The organism is Rudaea sp. (assembly GCF_036560865.1).
Lineage (GTDB): Bacteria > Pseudomonadota > Gammaproteobacteria > Xanthomonadales > Rhodanobacteraceae > Rudaea.
This window is the reverse complement of sequence record NZ_DATBQK010000023.1, coordinates 14,985-29,252: the sequence shown is the minus strand read 5'-3', so window position 1 is coordinate 29,252 and position 14,268 is coordinate 14,985. Positions and strand designations below refer to the sequence as shown.

Here is a 14,268-nt window from a genome sequence, read left to right as displayed (position 1 = left end):
AGATTCTGACCTGCGATGATGACCGATCGGCAGTGATCATGACTACCCTGCCACTGGAACCGCTTGCGTTTGCGGCTTGTTCACCGCGATCATGCGTTACGCTTCGAGCGGATGCGGCCCGAAACCTGGAAGGAACTGCGATGAAATTGACCACGCTTGTCCTGATTTTGCTGGCCGGCCTGGCCGTGGCTTCGGCCCACGCGCAAGACATCACGATCGATGCCGCAGCGCCGGCGCATCCGTTCCCGCATTTCTGGGAGCAGATGTTCGGTTCGGGCCGCGCGAACCTCGCGTTGCGCGATGCGTATCGCCAGGATCTGGTCGAGGTCAAGCAGGCGACCGATCTGAAATACGTTCGTTTTCACGCGATTTTCCACGACGAGAACGGCGTTTATGACGAGGACGCGCAAGGCAATGCGATCTACAACTGGTCCTATGTCGATCAGATCTACGACGGTCTGCTCACGCGTGGCGTGAAGCCCTTTATCGAACTTGGCTTCATGCCGAAGAAACTCGCGGCGACGGACTTTCCGCATGCGTTCTGGTATCGCCCGAATATCTCCCCGCCGAAGGATTACGCGAAGTGGGATGCGTTCATGGCTGCGTTCGCCAGGCACCTGATCGAACGCTACGGCATCGAGGAAGTGAGTTCCTGGTACTTCGAAGTGTGGAATGAGCCGAACATCGGTTTCTGGGGCGGCAATCCGTTCCAGAAAACCTATTGGGAGCTTTACGACCACACCGCGCTCGCGCTCAAGGCCGTCGACAAGCGTCTGCGCGTGGGCGGTCCGTCGACCGCGCAGGCTGCGTGGGTCGGCGAGTTCATCAAGCATTGCCGGGACAACAAGATTCCGTTCGATTTCGCCTCGACGCACGTCTATGGCAACGACACCGCCGACAACGTGTTCGGCACGAACGAGGCCATTCCGCGCGACAAGATGGTGTGCCGCGCGGTGAAGAAGGTGCACGAGGAGATCAAGGCGTCCGGCGCGCCGAACACGCCGCTGATCTGGAGCGAGTTCAACGCCGCCTACGACAACACGCCGCAGGTCACAGACTCGACCTATATGGGCGCGTGGATGGCCGGCACCATCAGTCAGTGCGATGGCCTCGTCGACATGATGTCCTACTGGTCGTTCTCCGACGTGTTCGAAGAACAGGGCATCGTCAAGAAGCCGCTGTACGGCGGTTTCGGTTTGATCGCCGCGGGCGATCTGCCCAAGCCGGCCTACAACGCGTTCAAGCTGCTGCACCAACTGGGCGATCAGCGCATTGCGGTCAAGTCCGATCAGGTGCTGGCGACGCGCAAGACCGATGGCACGCTCGTCGTTGCGGTCTGGAACTATGCGCCGTCGGGTCTGCAACAGGATGCCGACAAAGCCGACAAGGCCAAAAGTGCGCCGATCACGGTGAGGTTGAAATTCGCAAACACGAAAGCGCAGTCGGCGCAGATCGCGCGCGTCGACGGCGAGCACGGCGATCTGCGCGGGGCATACGCGAAGATGGGCTCGCCGGTCTATCCAACCATGGCGCAGCTCAAGACGCTGCGCGAAGCAGCGCAGCTGCCCGCGCCCGAGAACGTCGCGATCAAGGACGGTACGCTGAGCGTGGCCCTGCCGCCGCAGGGGCTCGCGCTGATCGAGGTCAAATAGATTCGGTGCGTCGCGCTGTTTTCAGTCTGCGTTGCGCGGCTGCGCGAGCAGCCAGCCGAGGTTCGTCTTCACCGCCGGCCATTCGCCCGCGATGATGCTGTAGACGCAGCTGTCGCGCAGCGTGCCGTCGGGATGGCGCATGTGGTTGCGCAGGATGCCGTCGAGCTTCGCACCGAGGCGTTCGATCGCGCGCCGGCTCTGGCGGTTGAAGAAACTCGTGCGCAATTCGACCGCGACGCAATCGAGTTGCTCGAACGCGTGCGCCAGCAGCATGCGCTTGCATTCGGTATTGGTCGCCGTGCGTTGTACGCTGCGCGCGTACCAGGTGCTGCCGATCTCGACACGGCGATTCGCGGCGTCGATGTTCATGTAAGTCGTCATGCCGACGATGCGATTGGTCGCGTTGTCGATGATCGTGAATGGCAACATGCTGCCCTGTGCCTGTAGACGTAGGCGGCGTTCGATTTCGCCGCGCATGTTTTCCGGTGCGGTTACCGTCGTGTACCAGAGCTTCCACAACTCGCCGTCGCGGGCTGCTTCGACCAGGCCATCATGATGTTGTTGCGACAGCGGTTCGAGCGTTGCATGCGCGCCGCGTAGTGTGATCGGGGTTGGCCAGGTCATGGTCGCTCAATCCGCGTTTGCAGGTTGTACTCGTAAAATCCTTCATCGCGCTGCCAGGCCAGCGATTCGTAGAGCTTTTGTGCCGGCAGGTTGTCGACCGCGGTCGTCAGCGATAACGAGGCGGCGCCGTTCGCGCGCGCAAATTCCGCGGCTGCGGCGAGCAAGTTCGCAGCAATCCCTTTCCGGCGTGCGCTCGGCGCCACGAACAAATCGTTGAGCAGGTATTTGCGCGTGGCGCGCACCGAGGAAAACAACGGATAGAGCTGGGTGAAACCGATTGCTGCGTCGCCGGCATCCAGCGCAAGCAGGATCACCGATTCGTGATGCGCGAAGCGTTCGCGCAGGAAGCGCCGCGCTAGATCGACATCCGCTGGCTGTCGATAGAACTGCCGGTAGGCATCGAACAGCGGCGCGATTTTTTCGAGATCGTGGATCGTCGCTTGGCGGATGATCGCGGACATGGTCAGGCTCCTGAATCCTTCGTTGCATCGGCACGCTCATTCGGCGTGAAGTGTTCGATCGCGCCATCGCCATAGGCGCGAATCACCTGTGCAATCACAATGTGATAGCCGCGATACCACTTCTTGTATTCGCGTTTGGCTTCGAGGTGTTTCGGGTGGGAGGAAAACTGCTTGAGCGCATCGAGCGTCGCCCAGTAATAGGTCGCGTTGGATTTCTTCCCGTCCGCCGAGCGCCATGATTCGACACCCAGATAGCCTTCCGTTGCCTTCGCCGCCTGATCGATTAGTGCATTGAGTTCGTGAAAGCGCGCGTCGTAAACGCCCGGTTCGAAAATGAAGGCTGCACTGTACATGTCCGTCTCTCAGGCGCTCTCGCCGCCGCTCGGTCCCCAGAAAACCGCCCAGGTGGCGAAGTCGACCGACAGGTTCTCGAAACGATGCACGACACCCGCGCCGACGAAGAACACATCGCCCGGCGCGCAAGGGTGGCGCTCCTGCGCGATCAGGATTTCCGCGCTGCCGGCGTGAATGATGTAGATCTCGTCGCGCGCATGCGGTTGCTGCGGATCGTGACCGAGCGGCGCGTAGAAACCGGCCGACATCGTGCCGTGCGCAAGCACTTGCACATAGCGTTCGCCCTGCGGCCATTGCGCGGAAGGTGGGCCCGGAATACGCGCGAGCAGTTCGGACAGTGCGGCTTTCATGACGCGACGAGAATCCTCCGGAACCGAGCTTGAGGCTCAGGCTAGGGCGGATTATTGGTACTATCCAGTTCCAAAAACCGCGCGGTGGGCAGAGCCAATATGTTTCTCGAACTCAATGGCCAGGGTCCGCGCTACGCGCAACTGACCTTGGCGCTCAAACAGGCGATCCTGAGCGGGCGCTGCGCGCCGGATTCGCGCCTGCCGCCAACGCGCGAGTTCGCGCGCGAACTGGGTGTGTCGCGCAATACCGTGCTCGCCGCGTACGAGCAGCTCGCCGCCGAGGGCTTCATCGAGGGCCGTGTCGGCTCCGGCTGCTACGTCGCCGCGTTCGCGTCGGTGCGCGCGGCACCACCGGCAAGCAAACCCGCGCGCGCCGCGACGCCGCGCGTACGCGCGAAACTCGCGCGCCGCGGGGAACGCATGCGCGCGCTCTACGATCGCAGCATTCCCGGGCGCCAGCATCGCGGCCTGCGCTACAACCTGCAGTACGGCATGCCGATGACCAATCCGCAGCTCGCGAGCGCATGGCGGCGCGAACTGGGCAACGCCGCTGCGCATGCGCAAACCGACTATCCCGACCCGCAGGGCCTGCGCGCGCTGCGCGAACAGGTCTGCGACTATCTCGCACGCCGCCGCGGCATCGTCGCGGCACCCGACGATGTGCTGATCGTCAGCGGCACGCAGCAGGCGTTCACGCTCGCGGCCGATGTGCTGCTCGACGAAGGCGATCGCGTGCTGCTCGAGGATCCGCATTATCAGGGCGCGCGCCAGATCATGCAGGCGAGCGGTGCGCAAATCGTCGGCTGCAGGGTCGATGAGGACGGCTTGGTGACCGCCGAACTGCCGCGCCGCGAGTCGGGCAAGGCCAGGCCGCGACTCGCCCTGGTCACTCCCTCGCATCAGTTTCCGACCGGCGCTGTGCTCAGCCTGGCGCGGCGCATGGATCTGCTCGCCTGGGCGCAGACCAGCGGTTGCTGGCTGATCGAGGACGATTACGACGGCGAGTTCCGCTACGACGCGCGCCCGCTCGCCGCGCTCAAGTCGCTCGATCGCACCGATCGCGTTTTATACATTGGCACTTTTTCCAAAGTGCTGTTTCCGGCGTTGCGCCTCGGCTACATGGTGCTGCCGGCAAGCCTGCGCGACGCGTTCGTCGCGGCGAAATGGCTGACCGATCGCGGCTGTCCGTCGATCGAGCAGGCCGCGCTCGCGCGCCTGATGGCGTCCGGCGCGTTCGAGCGCCATCTGCGCGCAGCGGCGAAATCGCTGAAGGCGCGGCGCACGGCGCTGCTCGCGGCGTTGCGCAAATATGCGGGCGCTGCAGTCGAGGTGGCCGATTCCAGCGCGGGCATGCATCTGCTCGCGTGGCTGCCGCGCCTGCGCCATGCCGCGGCGCGCAAGCTGGTCGAGCGCGCGCGCGAAAAAGGAGTCGGACTGTATCTGATTGCGCCGTATTTTCTCAAGCCGTCGCCGCGCCCCGGCCTGCTGCTCGGCTTCGCCGATCTGCCCGCGGCCGATCTGGATGCGGCAATGCGCGTGCTCGGCGAGACTTTGCGCGAGATCGCCTGACGCGGACACATGCTTGTATTTGCGCCGCGCACGCCCTACATCCTGCTTGTGGTGCGCGAACCTGCGATAATCACGCATTCACATCATTACTTTGGCAAACGACACGTACATGGGCGGCTACAGCCAGACTTCAGAACCGATTGTTTTCGAGCGCGATTGCGCCGCGGTCATGGTGCCGCAGGGGCAGGTCGTAACCTTGCCCGCGGGGCAGAGCGGCTATATCACCCAGGCGCTCGGTGGCAGTTTCACCGTGTTCGTCGACGGCAACCTGTTCCGTATCGACGGTGCCGATGCCGATGCGATCGGCAAGGAGCAGCCCACGGCGCTGACTCTGGCGGAAGGCGCTGGCGACGAGGAAGTCGAGAAGCTCGTGTGGCAGCAGCTGCGCACTTGTTACGACCCTGAGATTCCGGTCAATGTCGTCGATCTCGGCCTGGTATACGAGTGTACAATTGAAAAATGTTTGAATGAATCGGTCGAGACCGGGCAACGCAAGGTCAAAGTCGTCATGACCCTGACCGCGCCGGGCTGCGGCATGGGCGATATTCTCGTCGACGACGTGCGCACGAAAATCGAGGCGATCCCCACCGTCGCCGAAGCCGATGTCGAACTCACCTTCGATCCGCCGTGGAACCACACCATGATGTCGGATGTGGCCAAGCTCGAAACCGGCATGCTTTGAGGCTGGCTGGCCGCTAGCTCGCTTCCTCGAAGCGGTTCGCCTCGCGGTTCTTGCGCACGCGTGCGGGATTCCAGATGCGCCCGTTCATCGCGATATAGACGCCGTCGGGCAGGGTCTGCAGTGCGCCGACCGCGCAGCCGATATTGAACACCGCGTCCGACCCCTGGAAGCGCGCCGGATTGAGCGCACCGGTCAGCACGATGACCTTGCCCTCGATGCCTTCGAGCACGCGCGCGGTTTCCACCATCGTGTCGGTGCCGTGGGTGACCAGCACCTGCCGATGCGGCTGGGCTTCGATCGTGCGCCGGACCAGATCGCGGTCGACGTCGGTGACGTGCAGGCTGTCCTTGCGCATCAACGGTATCACCTCGAACGCGAAGGCCACGCCGAGCGAAGTCAGGATCTCGCCGATCTGCGGCGCGCCGATCTGAAACGTGGATTTGTCGTCGAAGTATATTTTGTCGATCGTGCCGCCGGTGGCAACGATGGTCAGATGCTGGAGCATGGTCGCAATCCGCAAGGGAATCCCGGGCACAAGTTTATCAGGCGCGCGCAAGGATTCGGCTAGCCAGCGCCGAGTGCCGTCACCAATCGAGCACGCGCGGCATCAATCGCGGCCGGTGACGAGCGCGCAGGTATCTTCGTAGCTGTGCGTTGGCGGCTGCGGCAGCAATTCGGCGAAGCGCCGCGCAGCAGCGGCGGGGTGCCTGTCGTTGTCGTCGCGCTGCGCCCAATCCGCATGACGCGCGAGCAGGCTCAGCGCAATGCTTTGCGCGAAGCCGAGCGCGAGATCGCGCGCGTTCGCTTCAAGCGCATCGCCGTCGCCGGCGAGCGATTGCAGTCGAGCCGCGAATTGCGCGGCGCGCGCGTGCGCGCTTTTCGCACAGACCGCGAGATCGTCCGATTGCACCTGTGCGCGCAGTACGCCTTGTGCATCGAGCAGGGTCTGCGCGCCGCCCGCAGCGCGCAACGCGCGCAGGAAATCCAGCGCGAGCACATTCGTCGTGCCTTCCCAGATCGAATAGACCTGCGCATCGCGCAGCAACTGCGGCATGCCGGTGTCTTCAAGATAACCCGCGCCGCCGAGGCACTCGCAGGCTTCCGAGGCGATCGCGACGGCGAGTTTGCCGGTCCACAGTTTCGCCAGCGGCGTAAGCAGACGCACAAGATTCTGCTGCGTGGTGCTGGCCGCGCCGGTTTGCGCGAGACCGAGCAATTCGGCGACGTAAAAAGTCAGGTGAAACGCCGCTTCGAACTGCGCCTGCAGATTCGCCAGTGTGGTCCGGTGCAACGGTTGCTCGGCGAGCGCGCGGCCGAACGCGTGCCGGCGTTGCGCATAGTCGCGCGCCAGCGCAAGTGCACGGCGCATTGTCGCCACTGCACAGACCGCATTCCAGGTGCGCGTGACATTGAGCATCGGCGCGATCATGCGCACGCCGTGTTGTGCCTCGCCGACGAGTTGCGCGGGCGTGCCGTCGAGGTGGACTTCCGCGGTCGGCAGCTCGCGCGTGCCGAGCTTGTCCTTCAAGCGGTCGAGGGTGATGTTCTGCCAGCGCCCCTTGGCATCGTGCGTTTCGATATAGAACAGCGCGAGTCCATCGGCGCCGGCCGGAGCGCCTTCGGGCCGCGCCAGTGCGAGCGCCATCTGCGCATTGATTGCCGAAGTGAACCATTTGCGTCCGTACAGCCGCCATTCGCCGTCGACGAGGCGGGCCATGGTTTCGCTGCCGGAAACATCCGAGCCGCCGCTGTTCTCGGTCATCCACTGGCCAGAAATCCAGTGTTGCGCGGGGTCGTGGCTCAACAAGTGCGGCAACGCACGCGCGATCAGTTGCGCATTGCCCGAGGCTTTGAGCGCCGTTGCCGCACCGTCGCTCATCGCCAGCGGGCAGGTATAGAACTCGCTGGCACAATGAAACAGGTATACCAATGCAAATTGATGCACGCGGGCCGCCGGTCCGAACGTGGGATCGTGGCCTGCTGCAACGAGGCCGTAGCGTGCGGCCAGAGGCTGCGCGGTGCGCCAGGCGCGGGTCAGTTCGACGCGATCGACGCGGTTGCCCCATACATCCCACTGGGTCAGCACGGGCTCCTCGGCGCTGCGCTGGCGCATGCTTTTCCAGGCATCGGCGGCGTTGCTGCCGAGCGCAAGCAGATCGGACTCGATTGCGGCCAGAGTTGCGGGCGCCAGCGCGCGGCGCAGGTACGAGTGCAGTACACGATCGTCGCGATACTGATTGCCGAGTTGGGGTGCGGGCTGCACGAACGACATGGAAGCGCCTGTCTTGATCCGTGCCGCGATTATGCGCCGGCCGATCCGGCCGAACCATGCGCCGCCGTCGCCGATTTCTGCGCGCGTTTGTAGCCGCGCGCATCCCAGCCCGACGCGCCGATGATGACGAGGGTAAACAGGATTTCGGCGAGTGCGAGCCAATGCGGTGCGTTGCCGCTCCACAATTCGGCGACGCCGTGGGAAAAATAAAACAGGCCGACGATGCCGCAGATCAGCACGCCGCGGCGCAGCGATTCGCGCGCAACCCACAGCCCGGGCAACAAGGGCGCCACTGCAAGCGCGAGGCCCGGCCAAAGCAGCGCGGCCCTGGGGGGCGCCAGCCAGCCATGCCAGACGATCTGCAGCACGATGAGCGCAATCGCCGCAAGCAGGCCGAGGCGCAGGATTTTGCCGGAGGCCGGATTCACGACGCGAGCTTTGCCGCAATCGTCGCCACGCGGCGGCCGAGCGTGCGCGCGAGAACGCGCGAATCTTCGCTGAGCGCACGATCGGCATTCGTGCCGGTGACATGACTCGCTCCGTACGGCGTGCCGCCGGTGGTCGTCGAATTCAGAGCAGCCTCGGTAAACGGCAGGCCGACGATCAGCGCGCCGTGATGCAGCAGCGGCAGCAGCATCGTGAGCAGGGTGGATTCCTGGCCGCCGTGCATCGTCGAAGTCGAGGTGAACGCGGCGGCGGGCTTGCCCACCAAGGTACCGGAGGCCCATTCCGCGCCGGTGGAATCGATAAAATGTTTCAAGGGTGCGGCCATATTGCCGAAACGCGTGGGGCTGCCGAGAATCACGCCCGCGCATTCGCGCAGATCGTCCAGCGTCGCGTACGGTGCACCTTCCTCCGGCACTGGCGGCGTTGCCGTGGCGGTGACCGGCGCGACCGGCGGCACGCTGCGCAAACGCGCGCGCATGCCGGGCACTTCCTCGACGCCGCGCGCGACCAGCCGCGCAAGCTGCGCCACATTGCCGGTGCGGCTGTAGTAGACGATCAGGATCTCGGGCATTTCGTTCGGGACTCGGGGCTCGGGCTTCGGCAAGTATATCTTTGCCGAGTCCCGAGTCCCGCTATCATTCGCGCATGAGCTTCGACCGCAAGTGGATCAACGCGTTTGGGCGCTTCATGCTGCGTCGTTTTCTCGACGACCGTTGTCTGCAGGCCGCCGGTGCGCTCGCCTACACGACCTTGTTCGCACTGGTGCCGCTGATCGCGGCCGTGCTCGGCATCCTCAGCGCGTTGCCGGTGTTCGACGAGTGGCGCGAGCAGATCGCGGGATTCATGTTCAGGAATTTCGTGCCGGCCGCCGGCGACGTGATTCAGGACTATCTCAGCCAGTTCGCGGCGAGCGCGAGCAAGGCGACCGTGATCGGCCTCCTCGTGCTGCTGTTCAGCGCGGTATCGCTGATGATCAGCATCGAGGGCGCGTTCGATCGCATCTGGCGTGTGCCGAGCGGGCGTACGGCGGGCTCGCGCCTGATCATGTATGTGACCGTGCTGAGCGCCGGGCCGCTGCTGTTGATCGGCGCACTTGCGATCAGTTTTTATGTGCTGGCGCTGCCGCTGCTCGCCGCGGCGGGCGAATCGTTCCAGCTCAAGGCGAGCGTGCTCGGCGTGCTGCCGTTCCTGATCCAGTGGTTCGCGCTGTGCCTGTGCTACATCGTGATTCCGAACATCCATGTGCGCATGCGCCACGCGGCGATCGGCGCTTTCGTCGCGGCCATTGCGTTCGAGGCGGCAAAGCGCGGGTTCGCCGTTTACGTGACTGCCGGCAGCAGCTACAGCGAGGTGTATGGCGCGCTCGCGATCATTCCGATCTTCATTTTCTGGATCTATCTGTCGTGGATCATCGTGCTGGCCGGCGCATCGCTCGTCGCGACCCAGGCCGCATTCGACTACCGCCCCGATGCGCCGAGCTTGCCGTCGGGCGACGAGTTTCGCGGTCTCGTGCGCGTACTCGCGCACTTCGCGCAGGCGCAGCACGAAGGGCACGGGTTGTCGGCGAATGAACTGCGCGCGCGCGAGCCTTTCCTGAGCGACTATCTGACCCAGCGCTATCTGGACGATCTCGATCGCAGTAAACTGATTCGACGCAACGAGCGCGGCGATTTCGTACTCGCGCGCGATCTGGATTCGATGAGTCTGTACGATCTGTATGTCGATACGGGTTATCGCATTCCGCTGCACGCGCCCCTGCCCGATGGCCGCGGCGGTGCGACAGACGCGACTGCGACGCAGCACCTCGATCTGGCCGCACGCGATCTGCGTGCGGCGCTTGCCGCGCCCCTGTCCGAAATTTTTCCGCCGGTAGCACGGTCTGATGCCGTCGAGAACCGCAAACCAACGCCCTAGAGGTCCATCCATGAAACGTGTTTCGTTCCTGATCTGCGCGCTGTTGCTCGCGCTGGCCGCACATGCCGCGACCGCGAGCAAACCCGCACTGAAAATTGCCACGCTCGACGGCAAGACCTTCGATCTTTCCGCACAGAGTGGAAAATGGGTCATCGTGAACTACTGGGCGACCTGGTGCGGGCCGTGCCTGAAGGAGCTGCCGGATATCTCGGCCTATGTCGGCGCGCACAAGGACAATGTCGCGGCGATCGGGCTTGCCTTCGAGGACAGCGACAAGGCCGATATCGAAAAATTCCTCAAGAGCCACCCGTTGAGTTACCCGGTCGCGCAGGTCGACGTCATGGATCCGCCGAAGGATTTCGACACGCCCAGGGGATTGCCGAATACCTATGTGATCGCCCCCGACGGCCATGTCGCCAAGGTGTTTCTGGGGCCGGTTACGTCCAAGGACCTCGACGATGTGATCGCCGCCGCGAAACCCTGAGTTGGCGACGTGGCCTGCGTGAAATTCATCGTCAGCGGTGCCGTGCAGGGCGTGTTCTTCCGCGCCTCGACCCGTGCCGAAGCGCAACGCCTGGGTTTGCATGGGCACGCGAAAAACCTCGCCGGTGGTAGCGTCGAAGTGCTGGCCTGCGGCGATGCGGCGGCTCTGGAAGCGCTCGCGGAGTGGCTGCAGGATGGGCCGCCGCTGGCGCGCGTGACCGAGGTGCAGCGCAGTGCGGTCGATGACGAATCGGCGGCGCCGACGGGCTTTCGCGTCCTCTAAACACGCCGAACACTTTCTGTGGGATGTGGCGCGGCGTGGCGATCTTTCCGCCAGATCGTGCGCAAGCCGCGCCACGGTCGTGAAGGCGAGGGCGTGATACGAGCTGCTTCGTGCCGCACTATTTCGACGGACGCCCGCACAAATCGGTAGTGGTCTAGTTTGAAATTTGAAGCCGATCTATTCAGCTTTCGCGTCCGCGCCATGCTCAGATAGCTGCGCGCCAAACCAGCGGTGTATTGCGGTGATGGATCGGATATCCCGCGTTACGAAATTGAGCGCAGCGCCGTTAGGCAATGACTGATAGGAAACGTCTATACGCGACGCTCTGGCTTGTATCTCTGCGAGACCTGGCATAGAGGTGCCATGCAGCGTTGCAGGGTCGGCATAGTTGCCGCGTTTGAAGTTTTCGTATTCGTGCTGCAAATGCTGGCGGATAAGGTCTATTTGTTCTTTGTCCGCATCGTCTTTTGCGATGACGCGCTGGATGCCGCCGGTTTCGTTCATCACGAAGACGTGCGTCGTCTTCGTCATATCGAACGGCATCACGCCATGCGACATATGGTGAACATGCTCCTGCGTCGTATCGGCAAGCACGCAGGAGGATGCGAGGCAGGCAAGGATCAGGATTCGTCGCAACATACGAACGAGAGTACGCCTGCACCGTTCACGCTGGAATAGGCCAGTCGTTCTTTTTTCTGCAGGGGGCCGCGCTTCTAGACCACTACCCACAAATCGGATGAGCAAAAAGAAGCCCCGGCGTGCGGGGCTTCCTGGATGCAATGGCGAATGACGCTACGCTCAGAGCTCCGCGCGGAACTGCACACCCCAGATGCGCGGCTCGTTGACGTAGCCGGTCAGGTTGTCGAAGTCGATGCCGCCGATGATCGCCTTCTTGTCGGTGATATTGCGGCCGAACAATGCGACTTCGCGCTTGCCGCCGTCCCAGTTGTAACCGACGCGCAGACCGCCGATGACCCACGGCTTGCCCACGTATTCCTTCGATTGGTAGAGGACATTGATCAGCACCCGGCTGCGATACGCCCAGTCGGTGTAGGCGAAGAACTCGCCATTGCCGAGCGGAATGCTGTAGCGCGCAGTGACATTCGCGATCCACTTCGGCGCGTCCGGCAGCGGGTTGCCGTCGAGCAGGGCTAGCGTCGTGCCGCCGCGGACGACCTCCGGGTCGAGCACGGTACAGCCGCTGCCGCAGACGGTCGTGTACAGATTCGGATCCTTGATCTTGGTGAAGTTGTAGCTGGTGCCGGCGGTTACCATGAGATGGTCGGTAAGGAAAGCTTCCGCATCGAGCTCGAAGCCGTGGCCCTCGGTCTTCTTCGCATTGACCAGCGTGGCGAAATTCGTCGAGCCGCCGACTGCGGTCAGCTGCTGGTTCTTCATCTGGTAGTCGAACACATCGAAGCTGACCGTCGCGCGGTTGTCGAACAGCCGGCTCTTCACGCCGACCTCGCCCGACACGACGGTTTCAGTCTTCGCGACCGACGGAGCATCGCCGAACAGCAGACGGCCCTGGATACTCGGTGCGCGGTAGCCGGTCGCCACGCGCGCGTAGAAATCGGTGTTCTGGTCCGCCGTATACACAGCGGACAGATCGCCGGTCGGTCGCGAAGTGCTTGGGTTCTCGTACAGCGGCCCGATCGGGCCCGCGCCAATCGGCGAAAGCGTGCGCGTCGCGGTCCAGTACTTGTCGTCGTGGGAGAAGCGCAGGCCGCCCTTGATCTTCAGCTGATCGTTGATCTGATAGCCGATCGAAGCAAACACCGCCTCGCTGATATCGAGCTGCTTCTGCCTTGCGTCGCCATCCAGCGTGCTGCCGGCCAGCGTGTTGTAGTCGAAACTGTCGATCGTGATGTTCTCGTTGAAATAGTACGCGCCGATGATCCAATCGAGCGGGCTCGTATCCTTCGAGGCGAGATGTACCTCTTCGGAGATCTGCCGGTGAAATGGCAGACCGTCCGCGGTTTCCGACGGAAACGGGATGAATCCCGGCCCGTAAGGCGGCGCGAACGATGCGCCATAGCCGCCGTCGATATCGCCATGACTGAGCGTCTTCACCTTTTCGAATGCGGTGATGGAGACGAGTTCCATGTTGGAAAAATCCCAGCTCAGTCGAGCGCTCGCGCCATGCTCGGTGACATGCTGGAAGTTCTGACCGTCGAGCGAAATCTTGTCGCGCCGGAAGCCAGGGACGAGATCGTCGGTGCCCGGCTGGATGATGTTCGCGCGGAACAGGATTGCCGACCCGTCGAGATTGAGCGCATGCAGGTTGAACAGCGCGTTGAACCTGTCCGACGGGTGATAGTCGAATTGCAGGCGCGCGGCGCGCTCGTTGTAGCCACCGAAGCTGTCGTTGCGGCCCGGTGCGGTGTTGTCGACCCAGTTGTCGCGATGCTGGCCAAGAATCGACAGACGCGCCGACCAGTCCTGACTCAAGGCGCCGCCGATCGCGCCTTCGAGGTTGGCATTGCCAAGGTTGCCGTAGCTGACGTCAACGTAGCCCTGGGTGTCCTGCGTCGGTTTGTTCGAATCGATCTTGACCACGCCGGCCGGCGTGTTGCGGCCGAACAGAGTGCCCTGCGGGCCACGCAGTACTTCGACCTGGCCGATATCGAAAATCGGAAAGCCCTTGAGGATCGGGTTTTCCAGCACGACGTCGTCATACACCAGCGACACCGGCTGCGAGGCGTTCAAGTCGAAGTCGGTATTGCCGAGGCCACGGATATAGAAGCGCGGAAACGTGCGCCCGAACGACGATTCGATCAGCAGGCTCGGCACGCGCGCGGAAAGGAACTGCACGTCGTCGCCGCCGGACTTGATGATGTCGAGTTTCTCCGCATCGATCGTGGTGATCGACTCCGGTACTTTTTGCACATTCTCGACGCGCTTTTCGGCGGTGACGGTGATTTCGCCGAGTGTCTTCGGGCCCGTTTGGTCCGCAGGGTCAGCGGCGTTCGCCGCGCGCGCCGGCGCACCGATGACGCCGGCGATGGCCAAGGACAGCAGCAGGGGTTTGAACGTGAAGCTGGCGCGCGGATTGCGAATCGCTGGCATGGGTGGTCTCCGAAGGGTGAAGTGGACGACGCTGTAGCTTTCCCCGAATTGTCGTCGCTTCGATGCGTGCCGAAGCGTTTACAGATCTTTCGCCCGCGAATGCGCGCC

General features: G+C 63.3%; 16 protein-coding genes. 6 read left to right on the top strand and 10 right to left on the bottom strand.

What is annotated here, in order from left to right; translation table 11 throughout:
- The first annotated feature begins 140 nt into the window (after nt 1–140).
- Nucleotides 141–1,652 (top strand): GH39 family glycosyl hydrolase, encoded by a 1,512-nt coding sequence (locus tag VIE67_RS02725; protein ID WP_332023018.1) that lies wholly within the window; start codon nt 141–143, stop codon nt 1,650–1,652.
- 21 nt (nt 1,653–1,673) lie between these two features.
- Here VIE67_RS02725 and VIE67_RS02720 read toward each other — a convergent pair whose 3' ends face one another.
- From VIE67_RS02720 to VIE67_RS02705, 4 genes are read right to left on the bottom strand one after another with little or no spacing between them, the layout of a single operon-like run.
- Nucleotides 1,674–2,276 (bottom strand): GNAT family N-acetyltransferase, encoded by a 603-nt coding sequence (locus tag VIE67_RS02720; protein WP_332023016.1) that lies wholly within the window; start codon nt 2,274–2,276, stop codon nt 1,674–1,676.
- On the bottom strand, nt 2,273–2,737 hold the full coding sequence (locus VIE67_RS02715; RefSeq protein ID WP_332023014.1) for a GNAT family N-acetyltransferase: 465 nt from the start codon (nt 2,735–2,737) through the stop codon (nt 2,273–2,275). The genes VIE67_RS02720 and VIE67_RS02715 overlap by 4 nt, the downstream gene beginning before the upstream one ends.
- Nucleotides 2,738–2,739: 2 nt before the next feature.
- Nucleotides 2,740–3,090, bottom strand: a complete 351-nt coding sequence (locus VIE67_RS02710) for an antibiotic biosynthesis monooxygenase family protein (RefSeq protein WP_332023012.1) — start codon at nt 3,088–3,090, stop codon at nt 2,740–2,742.
- 9 nt (nt 3,091–3,099) lie between these two features.
- Nucleotides 3,100–3,441, bottom strand: coding sequence for a cupin domain-containing protein (locus tag VIE67_RS02705; RefSeq protein ID WP_332023010.1), 342 nt, complete (start codon nt 3,439–3,441; stop codon nt 3,100–3,102).
- Nucleotides 3,442–3,525: 84 nt separating this feature from the next.
- On the opposite strand from VIE67_RS02705, the gene pdxR reads away from it, so the two are divergent.
- A complete protein-coding gene (gene pdxR, locus VIE67_RS02700; RefSeq protein WP_332023008.1) occupies nt 3,526–5,010 on the top strand; it encodes a MocR-like pyridoxine biosynthesis transcription factor PdxR in 1,485 nt (494 codons plus the stop codon).
- 109 nt (nt 5,011–5,119) lie between these two features.
- Nucleotides 5,120–5,692: a putative Fe-S cluster assembly protein SufT gene (gene sufT / locus VIE67_RS02695; RefSeq protein ID WP_332023089.1), complete on the top strand. Its 573-nt coding sequence runs from the start codon at nt 5,120–5,122 to the stop codon at nt 5,690–5,692.
- Nucleotides 5,693–5,705: 13 nt separating this feature from the next.
- Here sufT and VIE67_RS02690 read toward each other — a convergent pair whose 3' ends face one another.
- The 4 genes from VIE67_RS02690 to wrbA form a co-directional block, all read right to left on the bottom strand.
- Entirely contained in the window at nt 5,706–6,197 is a 492-nt protein-coding gene (locus tag VIE67_RS02690; protein ID WP_332023006.1) for an asparaginase domain-containing protein, read from the bottom strand.
- Nucleotides 6,198–6,299: 102 nt separating this feature from the next.
- The gene (locus tag VIE67_RS02685) at nt 6,300–7,964 is read right to left on the bottom strand and encodes an acyl-CoA dehydrogenase family protein (RefSeq protein ID WP_332023004.1); all 1,665 of its coding nucleotides are present in this window, start codon (nt 7,962–7,964) and stop codon (nt 6,300–6,302) included.
- Nucleotides 7,965–7,993: 29 nt separating this feature from the next.
- On the bottom strand, nt 7,994–8,392 hold the full coding sequence (locus tag VIE67_RS02680; protein WP_332023002.1) for a DUF2069 domain-containing protein: 399 nt from the start codon (nt 8,390–8,392) through the stop codon (nt 7,994–7,996).
- On the bottom strand, nt 8,389–8,982 hold the full coding sequence (gene wrbA, locus VIE67_RS02675) for an NAD(P)H:quinone oxidoreductase (RefSeq protein WP_332023000.1): 594 nt from the start codon (nt 8,980–8,982) through the stop codon (nt 8,389–8,391). The genes VIE67_RS02680 and wrbA overlap by 4 nt, the downstream gene beginning before the upstream one ends.
- Before the next feature lie 74 nt (nt 8,983–9,056).
- On the opposite strand from wrbA, the gene VIE67_RS02670 reads away from it, so the two are divergent.
- Genes VIE67_RS02670 through yccX form a run of 3 tightly spaced genes read left to right on the top strand, consistent with a single transcriptional unit; the run spans nt 9,057 to nt 11,091 of the window.
- Entirely contained in the window at nt 9,057–10,325 is a 1,269-nt protein-coding gene (locus VIE67_RS02670) for a YihY family inner membrane protein (RefSeq protein ID WP_332022998.1), read from the top strand.
- A gap of 10 nt (nt 10,326–10,335) precedes the next feature.
- Nucleotides 10,336–10,809: a TlpA family protein disulfide reductase gene (locus tag VIE67_RS02665; RefSeq protein WP_332022996.1), complete on the top strand. Its 474-nt coding sequence runs from the start codon at nt 10,336–10,338 to the stop codon at nt 10,807–10,809.
- A gap of 9 nt (nt 10,810–10,818) precedes the next feature.
- The gene (gene yccX, locus VIE67_RS02660) at nt 10,819–11,091 is read left to right on the top strand and encodes an acylphosphatase (protein WP_332022994.1); all 273 of its coding nucleotides are present in this window, start codon (nt 10,819–10,821) and stop codon (nt 11,089–11,091) included.
- Between the two features lie 177 nt (nt 11,092–11,268).
- Here the strand turns inward: yccX and VIE67_RS02655 are convergent, their stop codons facing one another.
- Nucleotides 11,269–11,730, bottom strand: coding sequence for a hypothetical protein (locus VIE67_RS02655; protein WP_332022992.1), 462 nt, complete (start codon nt 11,728–11,730; stop codon nt 11,269–11,271).
- Nucleotides 11,731–11,889: 159 nt separating this feature from the next.
- Entirely contained in the window at nt 11,890–14,160 is a 2,271-nt protein-coding gene (locus VIE67_RS02650; protein WP_332022990.1) for a TonB-dependent receptor, read from the bottom strand.
- Between the last annotated feature and the right edge of the window lie 108 nt (nt 14,161–14,268).